Origin of the sequence: Mycobacterium shimoidei, assembly GCF_900417275.1 — a bacterium.
In the GTDB taxonomy this organism is placed as follows: domain Bacteria; phylum Actinomycetota; class Actinomycetes; order Mycobacteriales; family Mycobacteriaceae; genus Mycobacterium; species Mycobacterium shimoidei.
On record NZ_UEGW01000001.1, the window covers coordinates 1,368,471 to 1,388,873 of the forward strand.

The 20,403-nt window shown below is 65.7% G+C and carries 21 protein-coding genes, 1 tRNA gene and 1 pseudogene; 14 read left to right on the forward strand and 9 right to left on the reverse strand.

Going from position 1 to position 20,403, the window contains the following annotated elements; translation table 11 throughout:
• Positions 1-25: 25 nt before the first annotated feature.
• Positions 26-634, forward strand: coding sequence for a histidine phosphatase family protein (locus tag MSP7336_RS06545; protein WP_069397371.1), 609 nt, complete (start codon positions 26-28; stop codon positions 632-634).
• 10 nt (positions 635-644) lie between these two features.
• Here the strand turns inward: MSP7336_RS06545 and MSP7336_RS06550 are convergent, their stop codons facing one another.
• Positions 645-992, reverse strand: a complete 348-nt coding sequence (locus MSP7336_RS06550; RefSeq protein ID WP_069397372.1) for a LapA family protein — start codon at positions 990-992, stop codon at positions 645-647.
• A gap of 62 nt (positions 993-1,054) precedes the next feature.
• On the opposite strand from MSP7336_RS06550, the gene MSP7336_RS06555 reads away from it, so the two are divergent.
• From MSP7336_RS06555 to MSP7336_RS06575, 5 genes are read left to right on the forward strand one after another with little or no spacing between them, the layout of a single operon-like run.
• Positions 1,055-1,996: an ABC transporter substrate-binding protein gene (locus MSP7336_RS06555; RefSeq protein WP_113963329.1), complete on the forward strand. Its 942-nt coding sequence runs from the start codon at positions 1,055-1,057 to the stop codon at positions 1,994-1,996.
• Positions 1,993-3,084 carry an ABC transporter ATP-binding protein gene (locus tag MSP7336_RS06560; protein ID WP_113963330.1) on the forward strand — a complete coding sequence of 364 codons (1,092 nt, stop codon included), beginning with the start codon at positions 1,993-1,995 and terminating at the stop codon, positions 3,082-3,084. The genes MSP7336_RS06555 and MSP7336_RS06560 overlap by 4 nt, the downstream gene beginning before the upstream one ends.
• Before the next feature lie 2 nt (positions 3,085-3,086).
• The gene (locus tag MSP7336_RS06565) at positions 3,087-3,761 is read left to right on the forward strand and encodes an ABC transporter permease (protein WP_113963331.1); all 675 of its coding nucleotides are present in this window, start codon (positions 3,087-3,089) and stop codon (positions 3,759-3,761) included.
• Positions 3,758-4,501 carry an ABC transporter permease gene (locus tag MSP7336_RS06570; RefSeq protein WP_113963332.1) on the forward strand — a complete coding sequence of 248 codons (744 nt, stop codon included), beginning with the start codon at positions 3,758-3,760 and terminating at the stop codon, positions 4,499-4,501. Before MSP7336_RS06565 ends, MSP7336_RS06570 begins: the two co-directional genes overlap by 4 nt.
• Positions 4,482-5,087 carry a putative glycolipid-binding domain-containing protein gene (locus tag MSP7336_RS06575; protein ID WP_084226561.1) on the forward strand — a complete coding sequence of 202 codons (606 nt, stop codon included), beginning with the start codon at positions 4,482-4,484 and terminating at the stop codon, positions 5,085-5,087. The genes MSP7336_RS06570 and MSP7336_RS06575 overlap by 20 nt, the downstream gene beginning before the upstream one ends.
• Here MSP7336_RS06575 and MSP7336_RS06580 read toward each other — a convergent pair.
• Positions 5,050-6,045, reverse strand: a pseudogene (locus MSP7336_RS06580) (prephenate dehydrogenase); the annotation flags it as partial. The gene MSP7336_RS06575 and the pseudogene MSP7336_RS06580 sit on opposite strands and share 38 nt — an antisense overlap.
• Before the next feature lie 57 nt (positions 6,046-6,102).
• On the opposite strand from MSP7336_RS06580, the gene MSP7336_RS06585 reads away from it, so the two are divergent.
• The 3 genes from MSP7336_RS06585 (at position 6,103) to MSP7336_RS06595 (ending at position 7,205) form a co-directional block, all read left to right on the forward strand.
• Positions 6,103-6,615, forward strand: a complete 513-nt coding sequence (locus tag MSP7336_RS06585) for a tRNA adenosine deaminase-associated protein (RefSeq protein ID WP_069397378.1) — start codon at positions 6,103-6,105, stop codon at positions 6,613-6,615.
• 11 nt (positions 6,616-6,626) lie between these two features.
• Complete coding sequence (locus MSP7336_RS06590; protein WP_069397394.1) at positions 6,627-7,085, forward strand: nucleoside deaminase; 459 nt, start codon at positions 6,627-6,629, stop codon at positions 7,083-7,085.
• Between the two features lie 29 nt (positions 7,086-7,114).
• Positions 7,115-7,205: transfer RNA gene (locus MSP7336_RS06595), tRNA-Ser, on the forward strand.
• A 97-nt stretch (positions 7,206-7,302) separates the two neighbouring features.
• On the opposite strand, the gene MSP7336_RS06600 is transcribed toward MSP7336_RS06595, so the two are convergent.
• Together MSP7336_RS06600 and MSP7336_RS06605 are read right to left on the reverse strand one after the other, a co-directional pair.
• Positions 7,303-9,402 carry a cellulase family glycosylhydrolase gene (locus MSP7336_RS06600; RefSeq protein ID WP_113963333.1) on the reverse strand — a complete coding sequence of 700 codons (2,100 nt, stop codon included), beginning with the start codon at positions 9,400-9,402 and terminating at the stop codon, positions 7,303-7,305.
• Between the two features lie 221 nt (positions 9,403-9,623).
• Positions 9,624-11,537 (reverse strand): alkaline phosphatase family protein, encoded by a 1,914-nt coding sequence (locus tag MSP7336_RS06605; RefSeq protein ID WP_069397168.1) that lies wholly within the window; start codon positions 11,535-11,537, stop codon positions 9,624-9,626.
• Positions 11,538-11,937: 400 nt separating this feature from the next.
• Here MSP7336_RS06605 and MSP7336_RS06610 point away from each other — a divergent pair, with 400 nt between their 5' ends.
• The 3 genes from MSP7336_RS06610 (at position 11,938) to MSP7336_RS06620 (ending at position 15,273) form a co-directional block, all read left to right on the forward strand.
• Positions 11,938-13,362, forward strand: a complete 1,425-nt coding sequence (locus MSP7336_RS06610) for a DUF7159 family protein (RefSeq protein ID WP_232321083.1) — start codon at positions 11,938-11,940, stop codon at positions 13,360-13,362.
• Between the two features lie 61 nt (positions 13,363-13,423).
• Positions 13,424-14,782, forward strand: coding sequence for a WS/DGAT/MGAT family O-acyltransferase (locus MSP7336_RS06615; RefSeq protein WP_069397169.1), 1,359 nt, complete (start codon positions 13,424-13,426; stop codon positions 14,780-14,782).
• Between the two features lie 8 nt (positions 14,783-14,790).
• The gene (locus tag MSP7336_RS06620; protein ID WP_069397170.1) at positions 14,791-15,273 is read left to right on the forward strand and encodes an NUDIX hydrolase; all 483 of its coding nucleotides are present in this window, start codon (positions 14,791-14,793) and stop codon (positions 15,271-15,273) included.
• On the opposite strand, the gene MSP7336_RS06625 is transcribed toward MSP7336_RS06620, so the two are convergent.
• Genes MSP7336_RS06625 through MSP7336_RS06635 form a run of 3 tightly spaced genes read right to left on the reverse strand, consistent with a single transcriptional unit; the run spans position 15,270 to position 16,547 of the window.
• On the reverse strand, positions 15,270-15,518 hold the full coding sequence (locus MSP7336_RS06625; RefSeq protein WP_372507666.1) for a metal-sensitive transcriptional regulator: 249 nt from the start codon (positions 15,516-15,518) through the stop codon (positions 15,270-15,272). The genes MSP7336_RS06620 and MSP7336_RS06625 overlap by 4 nt on opposite strands.
• A gap of 16 nt (positions 15,519-15,534) precedes the next feature.
• Entirely contained in the window at positions 15,535-16,140 is a 606-nt protein-coding gene (locus MSP7336_RS06630) for a mycothiol-dependent nitroreductase Rv2466c family protein (protein ID WP_069397172.1), read from the reverse strand.
• Positions 16,140-16,547, reverse strand: a complete 408-nt coding sequence (locus MSP7336_RS06635; RefSeq protein ID WP_069397173.1) for a DUF302 domain-containing protein — start codon at positions 16,545-16,547, stop codon at positions 16,140-16,142. The genes MSP7336_RS06630 and MSP7336_RS06635 overlap by 1 nt, the downstream gene beginning before the upstream one ends.
• Positions 16,548-16,676: 129 nt before the next feature.
• On the opposite strand from MSP7336_RS06635, the gene MSP7336_RS06640 reads away from it, so the two are divergent.
• Positions 16,677-17,582: a haloalkane dehalogenase gene (locus MSP7336_RS06640; protein WP_069397239.1), complete on the forward strand. Its 906-nt coding sequence runs from the start codon at positions 16,677-16,679 to the stop codon at positions 17,580-17,582.
• Positions 17,583-17,591: 9 nt separating this feature from the next.
• Complete coding sequence (locus MSP7336_RS06645) at positions 17,592-18,815, forward strand: cytochrome P450 (protein WP_113963334.1); 1,224 nt, start codon at positions 17,592-17,594, stop codon at positions 18,813-18,815.
• Here MSP7336_RS06645 and MSP7336_RS06650 read toward each other — a convergent pair.
• A complete protein-coding gene (locus tag MSP7336_RS06650) occupies positions 18,812-19,285 on the reverse strand; it encodes a hypothetical protein (RefSeq protein WP_069397175.1) in 474 nt (157 codons plus the stop codon). The two genes, MSP7336_RS06645 and MSP7336_RS06650, sit on opposite strands and share 4 nt — an antisense overlap.
• A gap of 24 nt (positions 19,286-19,309) precedes the next feature.
• Positions 19,310-20,389, reverse strand: a complete 1,080-nt coding sequence (locus MSP7336_RS06655; protein ID WP_069397176.1) for an ATP-dependent DNA ligase — start codon at positions 20,387-20,389, stop codon at positions 19,310-19,312.
• Positions 20,390-20,403 lie beyond the last annotated feature (14 nt).

The following is a 20,403-nucleotide window of genomic DNA, read 5'->3' on the forward strand; positions in this document are numbered from 1 at the left end:
GAAGACGGCATGCGAAGCTGAGCGGATGCAGCTGCTCTTGATCCGCCATGCCCTGCCGCTGCGCAGCGAACCTGGCCAGGGCGCCGACCCCGACCTGTCCGAAGATGGTCGCGCACAGGTGAAGCGGTTACCCGACGGGTTGGCGCGCTTTCCGATTTCTCGGGTGGTCAGCAGCCCGCAGCGCCGTGCCGTCCAAACCGCGGAACCGGTCGCCGCGGCGCGCGGACTGGCCGTCGACATCGACGACAGGTTCGCCGAGTACGACCGCGACCTGCCGGTCTATATCCCCATCGAGCAGATCCGCGAAGAGAATCCGCAGGAGTGGGCGCGCATGGCGCAGGGCCATCTGCCCAGCGCGGTCGACGAGGCTGCGTTTTGCGCTCGGGTACGCGCCGCTGTCGATGACGTCGTCGCGGCCGCCGAACCGCAAGACACCGTCGCGGTGTTCAGTCACGGCGGGGTGATCAACGTGGTGCTACACCAGATCCTGGGAACCCGGCGGCTGTTGTCGTTTCCGGTCGACTACGTGTCGGTGACCCGGCTGCTGTTCTCCCGGTCCGGGGAGGCCACCGTCGCCGCGGTCAACAGCACCGAACATGTGTGGGATCTGCTGCCGCGCAACCAGCGCGCATAGCCCTGGTTAGCTATCGCTGACCGGCCGCCTGTTTCTTCGCCGCGCGCCGCAGCTGGTAGATCCGCGCCGTGCCGGCCAGCACGGTGATCAGCCCACCGCACACCGCCGCCAACAGAATCGCAACCCCTAGCGGCAGGGTCCAGCGCCAGCCCAAGAACGCAAACTGCGCCGAGGTCGTGTTCTGAGTAATGAAGATCAACAGCACGATGAGAATGAGAAACCCGACGGTCAGCGCCGACCACAGTGCGCCGGCCCGGGTGAACTTCACCGGCTGGCCCGACGGCGTGGTGGCCGTGTCGCCTTTCGATGCCTCTGCGGGATATGGCTGATCGGGCGACACAGATGGATCGCTGCTCATGGTGTCATCTTTGCAGGAATCAGCGTCGTGCGGCAGGGGTTATGGCGATAGTGTCTGCTGCTATGAGCCTGCTGCGTCAGCGCTCCGCGGCGGTGTGGGTTGTGATGTGCCTGGTCACTGTGTGGCTGGCGGCCTGCGGTAGCCCCAATCCGCTTGGCGGCATGTCCGGCGGCATGGAATCCATCGTCGTGGGATCCTCGGACTTCCCCGAATCGATGATTCTCGCCGAAATCTACGCACAAGCGTTGCAAGCCAACGGTTTCGACGTCGGACGTCGTCTTGGTGTCGGCAGTCGCGAGGCGTATATCCCGGCGCTCAAGGACCATTCGATCGACCTGATTCCCGAATACATCGGCAACTTGCTGCTGTACTTCCAGCCCGACGCGATGACGACCATGCTCAACGACGTCGAGTTGGAGCTTTACAAGCGCCTGCCCGGCGATTTGTCGATCCTGACCCCGGCGCCCGCGTCAGACACCGACAGCGTCACCGTCACCGCCACCACCGCACAGAAGTGGAACCTGAAAACCATCGGCGATCTGGCTCCGCATTCGGCCCAGGTGCGCTTCGCCGCCCCATCGGCGTTTCAAACCCGCCCGTCGGGCCTGGTGGGGCTGCGAGAGAAATACGGCCTCGACATCAGCCCCAACAACTTCGTGGCCATCAGCGACGGCGGTGGTGCGGTCACGGTGCGCGCTCTGGTGGACGGTGTGGTCGACGCGGCCAACATCTTCAGCACCTCACCGGCCATCCCCCAGCATCACCTGGTGACGCTGGATGATCCCAAGCACAACTTCATGGCGGGCAACATTGTGCCGCTGCTGAATTCGCAGAAGAAATCCGATCACCTCAAAGACGTTCTGGACGCCGTTTCGGCCAAGCTGACCACCGAAGGACTCGCCGAACTCAACGCTACCGTGTCGGGCAACTCCGGCGTCGACCCGGACCAGGCAGCGCGAAACTGGGTCCAGCGCAACGGCTTCGATCATCCAATACGCCGATGATCACCTTCGACAAGGCCAGCAAGACCTATCCCGACGGCACCGTTGCCGTCGACCGGTTGTCGCTGGAGGTACCGAAAGGGGCGTTGACCGTCTTCGTCGGACCGTCCGGCTGCGGCAAGACCACGTCGATGCGAATGATCAACCGGATGGTCGAGCCCACCTCCGGCAGCGTGCGCGTCAATGGTGCCGATGTGTCCACGGTCGACCCGGTCAAGCTGCGGCTCGGGATCGGCTACGTGATTCAGGGCGCGGGCCTGATGCCGCACCAGCGGGTGATCGACAATGTCGCGACGGTGCCGGTGCTGCAAGGCCAGTCGCGGCGGGCAGCGCGGCGTGCGGCCTATGACGTGCTGGAGCGGGTCGGGCTGGACAGCAAGCTGGCCAACCGCTATCCCGCCCAGCTCTCCGGCGGCGAGCAGCAGCGGGTCGGAGTGGCACGCGCCCTGGCCGCCGACCCGCCGATCCTGTTGATGGACGAGCCGTTCTCCGCGGTCGACCCGATAGTGCGCCGCGAGCTGCAGCGCGAAATCATCCGTCTGCAAAACGAATTGCACAAGACCATCGTGTTCGTCACACACGACATCGACGAGGCGATCCGGCTGGCGGATTTCATCGCGGTGTTCGGCCCGGGCGGATCAATGCAGCAGTACGAGAAGCCCGCCCGGTTGCTGTCACGGCCGGCCAACGACTTCGTTTCGAGCTTCATCGGTCTGGGCCGCGGCTACCGATGGTTGCAGTGTTTGGACGCGGACGGGCTGCCGCTGCACGACATTCCGCAGATCCCGGAGTCCGAAGTCGCCGGCGCGCGGCTGCAGGACGGCTGGGCGCTGGTGGTGCACCAAGACGGCACGCCGACCGGGTGGATCGACGCCGCCGGTCTGCGCAAGTACCAAACCGGCGCGCCATTACCCGATTGCCTGACGGCCGGTTCGCTGTTGCGCCCGGGCGGGAACCTCAGCCAGGCGCTGGACGCCGCGCTGTCCTCGCCGGCGGCGTTGGGGGTCGCCGTCGACACGGCGGGCAAGGTCATCGGGGGAGTGCGGGCTGCCGATGTGCTGGCCGCACTGGAATCGCAGCGGCAGGACTGAGCGTGCACTATCTGCTCACTCACCTGCCGGCGGCGTGGACGCTCACCGTGATCCACCTGCGGCTGTCGTTGGTGCCGGTGCTGATCGGCTTGGTGATCGCGCTGCCGCTGGGGGTGCTCGCAGGGCATCACACCGCGCTGCGCCGGTTGATCACGGTGACCGCGAGTGTGGTGTTCACCATCCCGTCGCTGGCGCTGTTCGTGATGTTGCCGCTGATCATTCCGACCCGAATCCTCGATGAGGCGAACGTCGTCGTCGCGCTGACGCTCTACAGCACGGCGCTGCTGGTGCGTGCGGTGCCCGAAGCGCTGGACGCGGTCCCGGCGCAGCTGCGGGACGCTGCCACCGCCGTCGGCTATCGGCCGATCACCAGGGCGCTGAAAGTCGAACTGCCGCTGTCTATTCCGGTGTTGGTTGCCGGACTGCGTGTCGTCGTCGTCACGAATATCTCGATGGTGGCCGTCGGGGCGGTGATCGGCATCGGTGGTCTGGGCACCTGGTTCACCGAGGGCTACCAGGCCGACAAGAGCGATCAGGTGGTGGCGGGGATCATCGCGATCTTCGGGCTGGCCGTCGTCATCGACCTGCTGATCATGTCGGCCGGCCGGTTGGCCACACCGTGGGAACGACCCCGGCGTCGTCTGGTGAGAGCGCCGATCGTGGGCGGTGCGCGATGAACTTCCTCAGTGAGGCGCTGTCGTACCTTTTCACCGCGGCCAATTGGGGCGGGCCGGTGGGCTTGGCGGCGCGCACGGCCGAACATCTGGAATACACGGTGCTGGCGGTGCTGGCGTCGGCGCTGATCGCCGTCCCGATCGGGTTGATCATCGGCCACACCGGGCGGGGCGCGCTGCTGGTGGTCACCGTGATCAACGGGCTGCGCGCGCTGCCGACGCTGGGCGTGCTGTTGTTGGCCGTGCTGCTGTGGGGCTTGGGGCTGGTGCCGCCCATCTTCGCGCTGATGCTGCTGGGCATCCCGCCGCTGCTGGCCGCCACGTACGCGGGCATCTCCAATGTCGATGCCAGAGTCGTCGACGCCGCCCGCTCGATGGGCATGACCGAGCGGCGCGTGCTGCTGCGCGTCGAGGTGCCCAATGCGTTGCCGCTCATCATCGGCGGGCTGCGCACCGCGACCCTGCAGGTGGTGGCCACCGCGACGGTGGCGGCTTACGCGAGCCTGGGCGGGCTGGGCCGATACCTCATCGACGGCATCAAGGTCCGCCAATTTCACCTTGCCCTGGTCGGCGCGCTGATGGTCGCGGCACTGGCGTTGATCCTCGACGCCGCACTGGCATTCGCGGTGTGGCTGTCGGCGCCGGGCACCGGCCGGTTCCGTATTCGGTCTACGACCCGCCCGGGCTGTGCGACACCGAATGCGGTCGCCTACGGTATAGCGAGTGAGCCCAGCCCCCCCTGACGCGACGCCGGGCACCTGGCCGAAAGTCCTTACCTGGCGCGCGCACGACGCGACCCGCATGGAATCAGTGCGGGTGCAGTTGTCCGGCAATCGAGTCAAGGCCAACGGCCGCATCGTGGCCGCCGCGACGAGCAACAATCCGGCGTTCAGCGCCTACTACGACATCCAGACCGACGACGCGGGTGCCACCAGACGGTTCGGGTTGACGGTGGCGGTGGCCGAACGCGAACGCCAGCTTTCTGTCGCCCGCGACGAGGAGAACATGTGGCTGGTCACCGACCACAGCGGCGAGTCGCGGGCCGCCTTCGACGGCGCGCTCGACATCGACGTGGTCTTCAGCCCGTTTTTCAACACCCTGCCGATCCGCCGCTGCGGCCTGCACGAAAGGCCGAATTCGGTCACCGTGCCGGTGATTTACGTGCGATTGCCCGAGATGGCTCTCAGCTCGGCGATGATCAGCTACGGCAGCGCCAGCTCGGAAACGACCGAGAAAATCAAGGTGCATTCGCCGGTGTCCGACACCACGCTGACCGTCGACACCGACGGGCTCATCGTGGATTATCCAGACTTGGCAGAGCGGATCTGATCACCCCGCCGGCGCGGCCGGCGGCGGCCAGCTCCTCGCGCCAGCGCTCGGCGCCGATGAACACCGTGACGATCTCCGGGCGGGAAAAGCTGTCGTAGCGGGTGCGCGCGGCATGGCCGGCCTCAGCCAGCTCGGCCACGGAATTGTTGTGTGCCAGCGAATCCCGGGCATTCGTCAGCAGTTCGATGAATCGATCCACCATCGGAAGCATCTGGTCGGAGTTGGCTTCGCACATGGCGCGCACCAGATCCGGCGCGGTGACCGCCACCCGGGTCGCGTCCCGGAACGACCCGGCCGCCAGCGCGAACGCCAGTGGCACCTCCGCGGCGGTGACGGCCAGCGCCTCGGCGAGCAGGTGCGGCAGATGCGAAATCGCTGCCGCCGCGGCGTCGTGCTCGTCGGAGCGGGCCGGCACCACGACCGATCCGCAGTCCAGCGCCAGCGTCATCACCGTCGTCCACACGGTCGGGTCGACGTGGTCGTCCACGCTGATCACCCAGGGCGCGCCGGTGAACAGCCGGACGTGGCCGGCGCTCCACCCCGAGTGGGCGGTACCGGTCATCGGGTGACCACCGACGAAGCGGTCCTGCAGCCCAGCCGCGGTGACCTCCTCGAGGACCGCGCACTTGACGCTGGTGACATCGGTCAGCGCGCAGTTCGGTGCCAGCTTCTTGATGTGGGTGAGCAGGGTCGACAGCGCCGGCATGGGAACGGCGAGCACGATCAACGCGTCGAGCTCCGCGGCGCGGGTCAGCGCTTCGTCGAGGTCGGTGGTGGCGTCGAAGCCATCGAAACGGGCCGCCTGCGCCCCCTCGACAGAGCGGTTGTAGCCGAAGACCTCATACCCCGCCGCGTCCGCGGCCCGCATGATTGAGCCGCCGATCAGTCCCAGCCCCAGGACGCATACGGGTGTTTTTGCCACCTTCCAAGGTTGGCATACTTCCGGGCCGACATGCCGTCCGGCGCGAAGCCGATCGGGTGGTCAACGGGCTGGTCAGGGACTAGCGTTGCGCGCATGGGACCACAGCGGGCCTCCGCACAGGCGGACGCACCGGACGGCTTCGGAGTTGCCGTCGTGCGTGAAGAGGGCAAGTGGCGCTGTGCTCCAATGCGGCGCAAGGCACTGACTAGCCTGGCGGCCGCTGAGCGTGAACTGCGCGACTTGCGCAGCTCCGGCGCCGTATTCGGGCTGATCGACGTCGACGACGAGTTCTTCGTGATCATCCGGCCGGGACCGTCCAACACGCGTCTGTTTCTGTCCGACGCCACCGCAGCGCTGGACTACGACATCGCCGCCGAAGTCCTGGAGAATCTCGACGCCGATATCGAGCCCGAGGATCTCGAGGACGCCGAGCCGTTCGAGGAGGGCGATCTGGGGCTGCTGTCCGATGTCGGGCTGCCCGAGGCGGTGCTGAGCATCATCCTCGACGAGACGGACCTTTACGCCGACGAGCAGTTGGGACGCATTGCGCGTGAAATGGGCTTCGCCGAGGAGCTGTCGGCGGTGCTCGAGCGTCTGGGTCGGTGACGCGTCGGTCGGTGCCGGGCGACGAAGAGCTGATCCGCGCCGCGCTGGCGGTTGCTGCGACTGCCGGGCCGCGCGACGTTCCGGTGGGCGCGGTGGTCGTCGGTGCCGACGGCACCGAGCTGGCCCGGGCGGTCAACGCCCGCGAGGCGCTCGGTGATCCGACCGCCCATGCCGAGATCCTGGCGATGCGGGCCGCCGCCAACGCGCTCGGGGACGGCTGGCGGCTGGAGGGGACGACGCTGGCGGTCACCGTCGAACCCTGCACGATGTGCGCCGGTGCGCTGGTGCTGGCGCGGGTTGCGCGACTGGTGTTCGGCGCCTGGGAGCCCAAGACCGGTGCGGTCGGATCGCTGTGGGATGTGGTGCGTGACCGGCGGCTCAACCACCGGCCCGAGGTGCGCGGCGGGGTGCTGGCCGACGAATGCGCCGCGCTGCTGGAGGACTTTTTTGCGCGACAGCGGTTGGGGTGAGCGGGACGGGGTTCGGTAAGCTGTCCGGCGGTGGCGTGTCCGAGCGGCCTAAGGAGCACGCCTCGAAAGCGTGTGACGGGTAACCCCCGTCCGAGGGTTCAAATCCCTCCGCCACCGCCAACTGCGATGCGTCGCGTCGTTGACTTGGTCAACTACGCCGACCGTCGAATAGCCTTCCGGCGCAATGATTTTGCGTCGCCACCCGCCCGGACTGTGGTTAACCCGACGCGGGCGTCACAGTGACGGTGACGCTGCTTGCGCCTGCGTCTGAGGCGATCACCAGCACCGGTGCGTCGGGGCCGGAGACCACGTGCCCGCCGGTGACGGCCACCTGGTAGCCGTCCGGATACTGGATCGGCGGCACCGAGATCTCGGTCTGCGCGCCGGCGCCGAAGCTGCCGTCACCGCCGACCATGTCGGTCGAATAGCTCAGCGTGAAGGTCTGCGAGTCGGGGTCGAACGACCAGTTATCCGGGGTGCCGGCGATCGCCTGCGGGTACGGCGCGGAAGAGACGTCCAGCCTGACCATGTCGAGGTTGTCGCCAGTCGGCGGCTTGCTGGGATCTATCACCAGCGCGTTGCCGGGCGATGTACCAGTGATGTTGGGTACGCCGTTGTAGGCCCACTGCAGCCAGCCGTAGTGGTTCTCGTCGGCGGCGCGCATCGCGCTGGCGATGGCGATGGGGCCGTCACCGGAGCCGAATTCGGTGATCATTCCCGGGATCCCGCGCGGCTGCACGTACGCGGCGACGTTGTCCATGATCAAGTCGTTCCACATCGGACAGAGCTCCGCGGTGTTCAGGGGCGGAGTGCAGTAGTCGTGGAACGCGAAGACGGCATTCGACGCGTCCACCGTGCCCAAATGGGCGGGGATGCCCTCGTTGAACAGGGTGTTGGGTTCGTAGAGCACCGGCGTGTTCGAGTCGACAGCGCGGATCGCCGATGACACCTGGTCATAGAAGGGGGTCAGCTGCTGGGCGTCGAAGAACGCGCTGCCGAACACGGTGGACAGCGCCTGCGAGCCCGGCCACGGTTCGTTCATGATCTCGTAGCCGGCCACAGCGGGGTTGTCTTTGAAGTAGCCCGCCACCGCTTCTGCCATCTGCGCGTAATGGTTCTGCAGCCCGACCCCATCGGAGGCGTCGGCGTTGGACCACAACGCATCCCAAGCGTGGTTCTCGGCGGGGTTCAGGGCGTAGTCGATCGGGAAACCGAAGATCGGGTTGGGTAGCGCGCCGGTTTCCGTGGCCCACTCCGGCGCACCTTCGCCGGCGAACACGCTGCTGTAGGAGTCCTGGTGGAAGTCGAGGATGCTGACGATGCCGTGATTGGCCAGGGTCTGCACGGTGTTCTCGATCGAGGCCAGGTAGTCGTAGTCGATAACCCCGGGCTCGGGCTCCACTCCCGCCCAGATGACACCAACCCGCACCGCGTTGAAGCCGTTGGCGGCCAGGAACGCCGCGTCGTCGTCGCTGAACCCGCCGGCGGACGGCTCGAACGGCGCCACCTTGTACACCTCGTTGAAGCCGTGCAGGATGACGACCCGGCCGTCGCTGTCGACAAACCAGCTGCCGCTGGTGCTGATGCCGGGGCCATCGCTCGGCGGGACGCCGTTCAGCGTGCCGAATTGGCCGACCGCGCCGTGGGTGCCCAACATTCCGCCGTTACCGCCGGCACCGCCCAGTGCCGGAAGTGCGTGCTCGCCAACCGAAGTGCTGCTATCGCCGGCCGCACCGCCGTCGCCGCCGGAACCGAACAGCCCGGTGCCGTCACCACCATCGCCGCCGGCACCACCGGTGGTGCCGGCGGCGATGGTGGTGACGGCACCGGGCTGTTCGGTTCCGGCCGCGACCGCGGTGCGGCCGGCNCCGATCAACCCACGCCCGGTCAACAGCGTGAAGGGCGCATTGATGGCGTCGGTGATCTGCTTGCCGATGTCGCTTTGAATCCACTCCTCGATACCGGTGTGGATCGGGGCGTAGATATTTTGGTCGAACCACCCGGTCCAATCGGTGGGCAAGTCCGACGCCGCGGGCACAACGCTCGCCTCGGCGAACACCTCATCCCAATGCGCGGGATCAAGGAAGGCTTGCCACGCCGCGGACGACAACAGCGAATCCCAGGCGATGCTGCTCGTCGCCGCATCGATAAACGGCGCCAGAGCTTGGTCGATCACGTCGTCGACCACGTCGGCCCGCGCCGACGGTGCCGTAGCCAGCGGCGCGGTCCCGAACGCCAGAAAGGCCCCCGCGGCTGTGGCCACCCCCACCGCACGACCTGCCTGACGAATCCCCTTGATGCTGCGGTGACGAGCCATCTGCGGGCGGGCCCTCCTCACGCGCTATGGCTGTGGCTGGATCTGTGCCGACGCGTCTAATTTTATTAAAATAAGGTAATAGTTTCCAGAGAATTTACGAAGTTGTCGAAAATCGGCTGTCGATATGCGCCGGACGGCGGCCAGCGCCCACGCTCACACAGGTAGTGGTCGATGAATCCCTGGCGGTGACAACGCCTTTCAACCCACCGCTCTCATTAGTTTTAGTTCCAGAAATCGTTCATGGGCATGGCGTACAGGTCGTTGTCGGTGAGCGGGGCCAGACCCAAGGCGTCTTCAATAGTGGCCATCAGGCTGTATTGGTTGTAGTAGGTGTCGGTGACGAAGTGGCCGGATTGCATCCCCCCGACCGTCACCGCGCCATCGCTCGGGATGATGATCATCGGAACGTGGTTGCCATCGTTGCCGAAGCCCAGTGACAGGTTGTTGTTGTCCTCGTCGAACGTGATGATGATCGCGCTTCTCTGCGTCGGGTCATTCCACGTTGCCGAGTTTTCAATGACGGACAGCTGCTGCTGCAGGAACTGGTCGCCGGCCGCGATGTTGTACTGATGGTCCGTGAACTGGGTGGCAATGAACTGGAGAACGCCACTAAGAGTGTCGACCGGGCCTTCCATGTTGTGGTCCTCGTCAGCAGCGATCCACGTGAATTCCGGAACGGTGTTCGGGTTTTCGAGGTCAGTCGACAAGTCCGTCAGCGGGAGCAGGTGGTCCTGCAGGTAGTCCGGGGTGTTGTCGAAGACATAGCTGAATTGGATGAATTGTAGTTCGTCGGGACTGTAGTCACCCGATGGCTCGAGGGCACCCGGGTTGGGCATGCTCTGCGCGTAGCCGGCCCACGATAAGCCCGCCTGATCAATTTCCTGCATGAGGTTGGGTGCGTCGATGCCAGCCGCGTCGGGGTTGTAGTCGATGCCGAAGTCCGTTCCACCCAGGACCCGGATGTAGTTGGGGTCGCTGGGGTGGCTCAGCGCAAAGTAGTTGTCCGCATATCCGTAGGTGTTGATCAGGCTGTTGAGGTACGGCGCGTTGGGGCTGTCGATGATGTCGTCGCTGCCCTTGTTCTCCATGTAGATCAGGAAGATGTGATCCAACTGGCCGACATCGGACGTCGGTGGGGCGAGCGGCGCCGGGGTGAGGTTTGGATCGCCGACGGTGAACGACAGGTTGTCGGCGTAGGCGCCGTTGTAGTTGCCGAGGAACCAGTCATTGTCGGTGAAGGTTGTGGTCACCTGTGCTGAAGTGGTGCCCTCCGGGACCGTCCCGAAGACGTCGCGTTCTTCAAACCCGGTGAAACCCAGGCGATCCCATACCGTGACCGGGTCGAGCTGGGCGGTGCCCAGGACGTTTCCATCGGCGTCGAGGAAGGTGACCTGCACTGTGGCCACGGACGGGTCCCAGCCTTGGCCGCCGAGATCCGCGCTCAGGGTGAACGGTGTTCCGGCTGCGCCGGTGAGGTCGACGGTTTGGCTGATGCTGGACGTGGCCACGGGTCCGCCGCCGGCGAAATTGTCGCCACCGCCCGGGGGCGCCGTCTGTGGAAAGGCCCAAAACTTTGGGACCGGAGAGGAGAGCCCGAGCGGATACCCGCCCTGGGTACCGTAGGCGATCACGGTCGGGGTGCCGCTCTCCGTCCAGCCCGGAATGGTCACGCCGCTGAAGCCCGACCCGGATGGGTCGGCCGTTTCGAAGCCGGGGTTGACCAGCAAATTCGGACTCATCTGCGTCACGTCAGCGGTGGGCGCGGCAGCCGGCTCGACATGGTTGAACCAGGTGTTGAGCGCGGTGTCCACCTGCTGACCGAACGCGTTCCAGTCCTGCTGCAGCACATCCAACCAACCATCAGCCGGGCTGGCCGCAGCCACCGAGCCCACATCGGCAACACTCGCGCCGGAAAGGCCAGCCAGATCGGCCCATGACGCCGTGATCGCATTGAAGATCTGGTCGATGATCACGTCGAACTCATCGGCACTGGCAGTGGGCGCAAAAGCCAACGGCCCCAGCCCCAACGCCAAAAACGTGCCGACCGCGCCCGTCAACCCAACCGCATGCCGACGGCGGCGTGCCATCGCCTTGCGTGAAGTTGGGCGTTCCTTGTTGGCACGTCGATGAGCCATGGCCCTAACCTTCCTCAGACGTCGCTAAGCGAACCAGCAGCGCCTGCACCGGCTTGCTGATCGGATTGGTGAGTAGGTCGAAAAACATCAACGGTGGTAAGACCGACCACCCGGCGGCCGCGCGCTCGCGGTACGCCCCAGTGATTCCGCTGCACGTGCAGGGCGGCAACCATAACCTCGCCCCTTCTACGTAGGGCTATCGGCGACCGGGTCTCGATCCTGAAAGTACCCTAAGCAAAACCTGAGGGTTTACCTATTGCACGAAAACCCAACAAAAATTTTTCTCCGATGATCCCGATGCCCTACCGGCTGGAAACGGTGGGCTGACCGCTCCGCGAGTAAGGTCGAGCGCAGGGGGTATGCAGCGAGACAGCGGCCGACAGTCTGATTTGGAGGAATTGTGGACATCGTCCTCGGCGTCTCGATGGCTCCCAAGCGGGTTCACGTGGTCCTGGTCGAGGGGGAGGACGCCGACGGCACCATCGTCGACGAAGACAACATCGAGGTCCCCGACGATCGCGACCCCACCAGGCCGCCCACCCCAAGCGCCGCCGAGCAGGTGATCTCGGCGATCGTCGGCACGCACCAAAGCGCCGCCCAAAGTGGCTACCAACTGAAGTCGACAGGAGTGACCTGCACCGATCCCATCGAGGCGAGCGCGTTGCGGGACGCGCTCGCGGCCTACAAGGTCGAGAACGTCATGCTGGTGTCGGCGTTCTTGGCCGCGGCCGCGTTGGCCCAGCGGGTCGGCAGCGAGCGCGGCCGCGCCAACACCGGCCTGCTTTTCGTCGAATCGGACGCCGCGACCCTGGCGGTGGTCGACTCTTCTGACGGTTCGATCGCCGACGTGCGACAAGAGCCGCTGCCCGACGACGACACCGAGGCTGTCGCCCGGCTCACCGCGATGGCGGCCGACGCCGGCAGGCTGGAGTCACACCCGGAGGAGCTGCTCGTCGTCGGCGACACCGGGGTGAACGTCGAGATGGTCAAGCCAGAGCTGGAGGCTGCGACCTCGCTGGTGGTCAGCACGGCCGACGAGCCCGAAACGGCACTGGCTCGCGGTGCCGCGTTGGCGTCGGCGCATGCGCCGCTGTTCAATTCGTCCACCGCGGCGCTGGCGTATGCGCAAGACCCCGGCGTTGGTGCGGTTCATCCGGAGGTGGCGCTGGCGGCGGGCTTGGCCGCCGCACCCGGCCCGGATCACGATGCCACCCAAGACAACCAGCCGCTGGCGTACAGCGCGGCCCCGGACGACGACGCCGACGCCGTGACCGGGTACGCGGACGCTGACTTCGCCGCGGAGCAGTTGGAGGCCGAACGTAAGCCGTTTCTGGTCGCGCTGGGCGTGTTGATCATCTTCGTCGCCGGGGTGGCCGCGCTGGCCATTGCCTTGGCGCTCGACATCCGACCGGATGTCGACCAGCGGCCCAACCTGGGGCAACGGGTTGTGGTGCCGACCAAGCAGGCACCGCCTGCCCCAGCTCCTGCGCCCGCGCCGCAGGCCCCCGCGCCGGCGGTGGCACCCGCACCGGCTCCCGCACCCGTCGCTCCGGCTCCCGCGCCCGCGCCACCGCCAATAGCACCGCCACCTCCGCCAGCGCTTCCGCCGATTCCCGTGCCGGCGCCGCGACCGCCCGTCCCAGGACCGGGAATCCCAGGAGCACCGGGGATTCCGGGCCCGAAGATCCCCGGACCGAAGATCCCTGGCCCGCACATCCCCGGCCCGCACATTCCGGGGCCTGGGATTCCGGGATTCGGTGGCGGCCATGGCCCCGGCCCGCACATCCCGGGTATCCCGAACATCCCGGGCATTCCAGGGATCTAGCGGTTTGTAATCAGCGGCCAGATTTGAACTGCGCCGCCGCCCGCGAGGGTTTAATGGGTCGATGGAGTTGATATCGCCCACCGATTCGGTTTTTCTGCTCGGCGAATCCCGGGAACATCCAATGCATGTCGGTGGCCTGACGTTGTTCGAGCCGCCGGAGGGCGCCGGACCCGAGTTCCCCCGCGAGGTGTACGAGGCGTTAATCGAACACCAGGACTTTCAGCCCACGTTTCGTAAGCGTCCGGCACGACTTCTCGGCGGAATCGCCAACCTGACTTGGGCATACGACGACGAGGACGACATCGACATCCACTACCACCTGCGACGGCAAGCGCTGCCCACCCCGGGACGGATCCGCGACCTGCTCGAGCTGACCTCGCTGCTGCACAGCAGCTTGCTCGACCGCCACCGTCCACTGTGGGAAGGACATTTCGTGGAGGGACTCAGCGACGGTCGGTTCGCGCTCTACACCAAGTTCCACCACGCGCTGGTCGACGGTGTTTCGGCGCTCAGGCTGATGCAACGCTCGTTGTCCAAAGATCCCAACGATCTCGAGATCCGAGCCGTCTGGAGCCTGCCTCGCCGCCGGCACTCGACCAACAGGTCACGCTGGCAGATCGTCAGTCAGCTCGCGGGATCGGTTGCGGCATTTGGTCCTTCGACTCTGTCGCTGGCTCGCGCTGCGCTGATCGAACAACAGTTGACCTTGCCGTTCGCCGCGCCACGCACCATGCTCAACGTCCCGATCGGCGGCGCCCGCCGGTGCGCGGCGCAGTCGTGGTCGATAGACCGCCTCAAAAGCATCAAGCAGGCCGCCGGGGTGAGCTTCAACGACGTCGTGCTGGCGATGTGCGCCGGAGCGCTGCGCTACTACCTGGTCGACCAGAATGCGCTCCCGGACACACCGTTGATCGCGATGGTCCCGGTGAGCCTGCGCAAAGAAGAGGATGCCGATAGCGGCGGCAACATGGTCGGCACCATCTTGTGCAACCTGGCCACCGATGTCGAGGATCCCGCCAAGCGGCTGGAAGCGATCAGCGAGTCGACCCGCTCCAACAAGAAAGTGTTCTCCGAACTGCCCCGGCTTCAGGCGCTGGCATTGTCGGCGCTTCTGCTGTCACCGATGGCGCTGGCCATCGTGCCGGGATTGGGCACGGCGGCCCCACCGCCGTTCAACATCGTCATCTCGAACGTGCCCGGGCCCACCGAGCCGATGTACCTGCGGGGCGCGCGGCTCGACGGCAACTATCCACTGTCGATTGCCCTGGACGGGTTGGCGCTGAACATCACGGTGGTCAACAACGCCGGCAACCTGGACTTCGGGCTGGTCGGCTGTCGGCGCAGTGTGCCGCATCTGCAGCGACTGCTCGGACACCTAGAATCGGCGCTGAAGGATTTGGAACGCGCGGTCGAGGTCTGAGTCGATTCGTGCCCAAACTGAGTGCGGGTGTGCTGCTGTACCGGGTGCGCGACGGGGTCGTCGAGGTGCTCATCGGCCATCCGGGTGGCCCGTTTTGGGCCCGCAAAGACGCCGGCGCCTGGTCGATCCCCAAAGGCGAATGCACCGAGGGCGAGGACCCCTGGGTGGCGGCGCAACGAGAATTCGTCGAGGAACTCGGCCTTGCGGTACCGGCCGCTCCGCACGTCGAGTTGGGTGCGGTGAAACAGCCCAACGGCAAGATCGTCACCGCGTTCGCCGTACACGCTGACCTCGACATCACCGAGGCCCACAGCAACACCTTCGAACTGGAATGGCCTCGCGGCTCGGGCACCATCCGAGAATTTCCGGAAATCGACCGAGTGGGCTGGTTTCCGGTAAGCCAGGCCAGAAACAAACTCCTCAAGGGCCAGCGACCGTTCCTCGACCGGCTGATGGCGTTGCCGGACCTGGCCGATCTGCGCGACTGTTAAGCCAAGGCCAGAAACAGCTTTTCGAGTTCCTCTTCGGACAGGGTCGGCCCGAGCCCGCTGTCCGTTCCGGTGATGCAGTGGCGCAACCCGGTGGCGACGATCTTGAAACCGGCACGGTCGAGCGCCCGCGAGACTGCCGCCAGCTGGGTGACAACGTCCTTGCAGTCGCGGCCTGCTTCGATCATCGAGATGACCCCGGAGAGCTGACCTTGCGCGCGGCGGAGTCGTTTCAGTATCACGTCCATCGCCTCGGCATCCGCGTTAGCCATTGTTCTCCTCCCGTGTTGTCGATGGTGGGCCTTGGTAGGGGCGCTGCAGCACGGCGAATCCTGGCGTTGACGCAGCGCTCAACACCGCGTTGAGCAGCTCGGCACCGTCGTCACGATTGGGGATGCGGGTCAATACCGGCCCGAAGAAACCCTTGCCGTCGACCACGATGATCGGGCTACCGCCGCTGCCGCCAAGTGCGTCCTGACTGCGCCGGTGCGTGGCGCGTACCGCGTCGTCCCATCCTGGGTCATCGAGTGTTTCGACGAGTGCCGGGTTCAAATTCGACGCTGACAGTGACTCTTTGAGCGCAGTGTCCGCCAATTCCTGGGCCGCATCGTGTACTAGGCCACCGAACGCCTCGTAGAGCTCGCGAAAGGCGTCGGGCCCGCCGTCGGCGGTAGCGGCCGCGAACACCCGCCCCAGTCGACGGGACCAATCGATTTTGGTTCGGTGCGCCGGGTCGACGTCGCGGCCCTCGTTGAGCACCGCCAGGCTCATCTGGCGAAGTCCGCTTCCTCGGTCCGCGGCTTGTAGCCAGCGCGACGTCACCCACGCGAATGGGCACACAGGATCGACGTAGAGTTCGACGTTGGTCATCACAACGCCTCGGCGAGTGTCGTGATTGCCGCGCGGAGTAGGCGGGTGGCTTCCTCGGCAACCGGCGATAAGGCCGGATCGTCGATCACCTGCACCATGAGCTGCGGGTTCATCGCCTCGACGTGCACTGTTGCGGGATCCTCGGGGTCTTCTCGGACGACGACGTTACAAGGCAGCAGCAGTCCGACCTGCTTATCGGCAGACAGCGCCCGGTGCGCCAGTGGTGGGTTGCACGCGCCCAAAATCAGGTAGCGCTCCATTGACTGTCCAAGCTTCTCTTTCAGCGTGGCCTGCACATCAATTTCGGTCAATATCCCAAAACCGTTGTCCTTCAGAACTTCACGAGTTCGGGACACAACTTTGTCGAAATCGGGTCCGGCAGTCGATGTGCTGATCGCGATGGACATGGCACTCCTTTCGCAGGGTAAATCAGATACCCCGGTGGGTATACAGCGACAATACCAGATACCCTAGGGGGTATAAACCAGACCGCCGGACGTAGCGGGTACCAGGTATCGACAGGTATGTTCACCCCCATGCAGACATTGCGCACCCCCGAAGACCGCTTTGCGAACATCCCCGAATTCCCCTACGCCCCAAGGTATTGCGAGGTTCCCGACGACGACGGCGGCACTTTGCGGGTGGCCTGGGTGCAAGACGGCCCGGACGACGGCGACCCGGTGCTCATGCTGCACGGCGAGCCGTCCTGGTCGTTTCTGTACCGCAAGATGATCCCGATCCTGGCCGAGGCAGGTTACCGAGTCGTCTGCCCCGACCTAGTCGGGTTCGGTCGCTCCGACAAGCCCACCCGACGCGAAGACCACACCTATGCCCGGCACGTGGAGTGGATGCGCAGCTGCGTGTTCGACGTCCTCGATCTGCAGAACGTGACGCTGGTCGGCCAGGACTGGGGCGGGTTGATCGGGTTACGGCTGGCCGCCGAACATCCCAAGCGGTTCAGCCGAATCGTCGTCGCCAACACCGGGTTGCCGACCGGCGACATCCCGATGCCGGAGATCTGGTGGAAGTTTCGCGAAGCGATCCAGAACACCCCGACGCTGGACATCGGTCGGTTCGTGGAGTCGGGCTGTCGACGCCCGATGAGCGACGCCGTGCGTGCCGCGTACGACGCGCCGTTTCCCGACGACACCTACTGCGTGGCCCCACGAGCCATGCCCGGCCTGATTCCGACCACGCCCGACGACCCGGCCGCACCGGCCAACCGGTCAGCGTGGGCGAAGCTGTGCGAAAGCCCGACACCGATGTTGGTTGCCTTCAGCGACGGCGATCCGATCACCGGCGGGATGGCGCCGATCTTCCAAAGCCAGATGCGGGGCGCCCAGGGCATCGACCATCCGGTGATCCGCGATGCCGGGCATTTCCTGCAGGAAGACGCCGGCGAAGAACTTGCCGGCCACATCGTCGAGTTCTTGCGCAGTTAGCCGATCACCATGCCGGACACCACCCAGTCGCAGGCGCTGTTCGGACAGCTGCTCGATCCCGCGAACCGGCCCGATCCGTACCCGATTTTCCGGCAGCTCCGCGAGCGCGGGCCAATCAAGTTGCCGGAGGTAAATCTCACGGTGTTCTCGACGTATCGGCACTGCGATGAAGTGCTGCGGCATCCGTCGTCGGCAAGCGATCGGCTCAAATCCACCATCGCACAACGCCAAATCGCCGAAGGAGCCGCGCCCCGTCCGTTCGGGCCGCCCGGCTTCCTCTTCCTCGACCCGCCCGACCACACGCGGCTGCGCAAGCTGGTCAGCAAGGCATTCGCACCGAAGGTGATCAACGCCCTGCAACCCGAAATCACCTCACTGGTCGACGGATTACTCGACGGCGTTGCCGAGCGGGGGCACTTCGAGGTCATCGGTGATCTGGCGTATCCGCTGCCGGTCGCGGTCATCTGCCGGCTGCTCGGGGTGCCGCTGGAAGACGAGCCGAAGTTCAGCAACGCGTCGGCGCTGTTGGCGCAGGCGCTCGACCCGTTCATCACCCTCACCGGCGAACCGTCGAGCGGCTTCGAGGAGCGCATGCAAGCCGGCCGCTGGCTGCGCGAATACATCCGCGACCTCGTCGATCAGCGACGGTCGCGCCCGGGCGAGGATCTGATGTCACGCTTGATCGCCGTCGAGGAATCCGGTGACCAGCTCACCGGGGACGAAATCGTCGCCACCTGCAACCTGCTGCTGATCGCGGGACACGAGACCACGGTGAACCTGATCGGCAACGCAATACAGCTGATGCTGCGTCACCGCGACCAGTGGGCGGCGCTAGCCGCGGACGCCGGTCGCGCGACAGCCGTCATCGAAGAGACGCTGCGCTACGATCCGCCGGTGCAGTTGGTGGGGCGAATTGCCGCAGATGACATGACAATTGGAGACACTACGGTGGTCAAGGGTGACACGATGTTGCTGTTGCTGGCTGCTGCCCACCGTGATCCCGCCGAATTCGAACGACCGGATGACTTCGATCCGGATCGAGCTGTGTTGCGGCATTTGGGATTTGGCCACGGCATTCACTACTGCCTCGGCGCTCCATTGGCCAGGCTGGAGGCCACCATCGCACTCTCGGCGGTGACCGCCCGCTTCCCAAACGCGCGATTAGACGGCGAGCCTCGGTACAAACCGAACGTCACCTTGCGCGGATTGGCGAGACTGCCCTTGGCCGTCTAGGACGCATACGCGGGGCCTTCGGGCATGAGGTGCTTACGAACAAGTTTGTGCCAGCGCCGCTGTCGATAGCGGTAGATCCGCACCGCGGTCGCCGCGACCGCGAACGTCGCGCGCCCGGCGTCGATGGCGACGGTGTCACTGTAACGGCAGGTGTGTTCGTCGATCGGTTCGACGTGCAGGGTGTGATCCCAGCTGGTGAGCATTCCGCCGTGCTCGTGGGTGCGGATCGTGCGGGCGTTGTGGTCGACCTCGACCACCTCGATGGTGTGCCGGTAGGCGGGAATCACGTGAAACGCCCACAGCCAGCCGGTCCCGCGTTCGCCGGCCCGCAACGGCTCCGACCGTCCGGCCAGCGCGGGCATACCGAACAGACCTCGGCACACGTAAAGGAACGTCGCCGGTGACTGCATGGCGTTCCAGACCCGGTCTGCGCTGGTAGGCAATACCGTTTCCACATGTACGGTCTGCATGTTTCGACTCTGGCACACCACTGATCAGGTCGGGCCGAGCCCGGGCACGATGTCATTCAGCCGGAAGGTGACGGGCTGTTCGAGTTGCTCATAGGTGCACGAGCGCGGGTCGCGATCGGGGCGCCAGCGGCTGAACTGGGCGGTGTGCCGAAATCGTGGGCCTTCCATGTGGTCGTAGCGCACCTCGACCACGCGTTCGGGTCGCAGCGGCACAAACGACAAATCCTTCCCGGCGTTCCAGCGGGAGAATTCGTTTTTGCGCGGGGTGCGCTCGCCGGCCTCGTGCGCGGCCCAGTTCCACGGATGATCGTCGAAAGTAGTTACCAGCGGCTGCAATTCGTTGAACAAGCGACGCCGCTCGGCCATCGGGAATGCCCCGATAACTCCGACCGACGCGAGCTGACCGTCGTCTTGGTACAACCCGAGCAGCAGCGAGCCGATCGCGTCGGCACCGGACTTGTGTACCCGATAGCCGGCCACCACGCAGTCGGCGGTGCGCTCGTGCTTGATTTTGAACATGACGCGTTTGTCGGGTTGATAGGTGATCGTCAGCGGTTTGGCGATGACGCCGTCGAGCCCGGCGCCCTCGAACTCCTCGAACCAGCGCTGCGCGGTTTCGAGGTCGGTCGTTGCCGGAGTGACGTGAATCAAGCGGCCGGGCAACCCCGCCGAAGACACGGCTTCGACGAGTGCGGCTCGTCGTTCGCTGAACGGCCGCCCGGTGTAGTCGTCGTCGCCGAGCGCGAGCAGATCGAACGCGATGAACGACGCGGGCGTCTTTTCGGCGAGCATCCGCACCCGCGAATCAGCAGGGTGGATGCGCTGCTGCAGTGCTTCGAAGTCCAAGCCGTGTTCGGTGGCGATGACGATCTCGCCGTCGATCACACACCGTGGCGGCAGCTCGGCTTTGACCGCCGCCACCAGCTCAGGGAAATACCGCGTCATCGGGCGCTCGTTGCGGCTGCCGAGCTCGACTTGATCGAGGTCGCGGAAGCAGATGGACCTGAATCCGTCCCATTTGGGTTCATAGGACGAGTCAGGCGGGATCGAGCGAACCGACTTGGCCAGCATCGGCGAGACCGGCGGCATGACGGGTAAATCCATTGGTTCATTCTGGC

Excerpts from the sequence above, each read along its gene's own strand:
- MSP7336_RS06545 (WP_069397371.1), top strand. The coding sequence starts at position 26 with ATGCAGCTGCTCTTGATCCGCCATGCCCTGCCGCTGCGCAGCGAACCT.
- MSP7336_RS06550 (WP_069397372.1), bottom strand. The coding sequence starts at position 992 with ATGAGCAGCGATCCATCTGTGTCGCCCGATCAGCCATATCCCGCAGAG.
- MSP7336_RS06555 (WP_113963329.1), top strand. The coding sequence starts at position 1,055 with ATGAGCCTGCTGCGTCAGCGCTCCGCGGCGGTGTGGGTTGTGATGTGC.
- MSP7336_RS06560 (WP_113963330.1), top strand. The coding sequence starts at position 1,993 with ATGATCACCTTCGACAAGGCCAGCAAGACCTATCCCGACGGCACCGTT.
- MSP7336_RS06570 (WP_113963332.1), top strand. The coding sequence starts at position 3,758 with ATGAACTTCCTCAGTGAGGCGCTGTCGTACCTTTTCACCGCGGCCAAT.
- MSP7336_RS06585 (WP_069397378.1), top strand. The coding sequence starts at position 6,103 with ATGGGACCACAGCGGGCCTCCGCACAGGCGGACGCACCGGACGGCTTC.
- MSP7336_RS06605 (WP_069397168.1), bottom strand. The coding sequence starts at position 11,537 with ATGGCTCATCGACGTGCCAACAAGGAACGCCCAACTTCACGCAAGGCG.
- MSP7336_RS06615 (WP_069397169.1), top strand. The coding sequence starts at position 13,424 with ATGGAGTTGATATCGCCCACCGATTCGGTTTTTCTGCTCGGCGAATCC.
- MSP7336_RS06625 (WP_372507666.1), bottom strand. The coding sequence starts at position 15,518 with ATGGACGTGATACTGAAACGACTCCGCCGCGCGCAAGGTCAGCTCTCC.
- MSP7336_RS06630 (WP_069397172.1), bottom strand. The coding sequence starts at position 16,140 with ATGACCAACGTCGAACTCTACGTCGATCCTGTGTGCCCATTCGCGTGG.
- MSP7336_RS06635 (WP_069397173.1), bottom strand. The coding sequence starts at position 16,547 with ATGTCCATCGCGATCAGCACATCGACTGCCGGACCCGATTTCGACAAA.
- MSP7336_RS06640 (WP_069397239.1), top strand. The coding sequence starts at position 16,677 with ATGCAGACATTGCGCACCCCCGAAGACCGCTTTGCGAACATCCCCGAA.
- MSP7336_RS06645 (WP_113963334.1), top strand. The coding sequence starts at position 17,592 with ATGCCGGACACCACCCAGTCGCAGGCGCTGTTCGGACAGCTGCTCGAT.
- MSP7336_RS06650 (WP_069397175.1), bottom strand. The coding sequence starts at position 19,285 with ATGCAGACCGTACATGTGGAAACGGTATTGCCTACCAGCGCAGACCGG.
- MSP7336_RS06655 (WP_069397176.1), bottom strand. The coding sequence starts at position 20,389 with ATGGATTTACCCGTCATGCCGCCGGTCTCGCCGATGCTGGCCAAGTCG.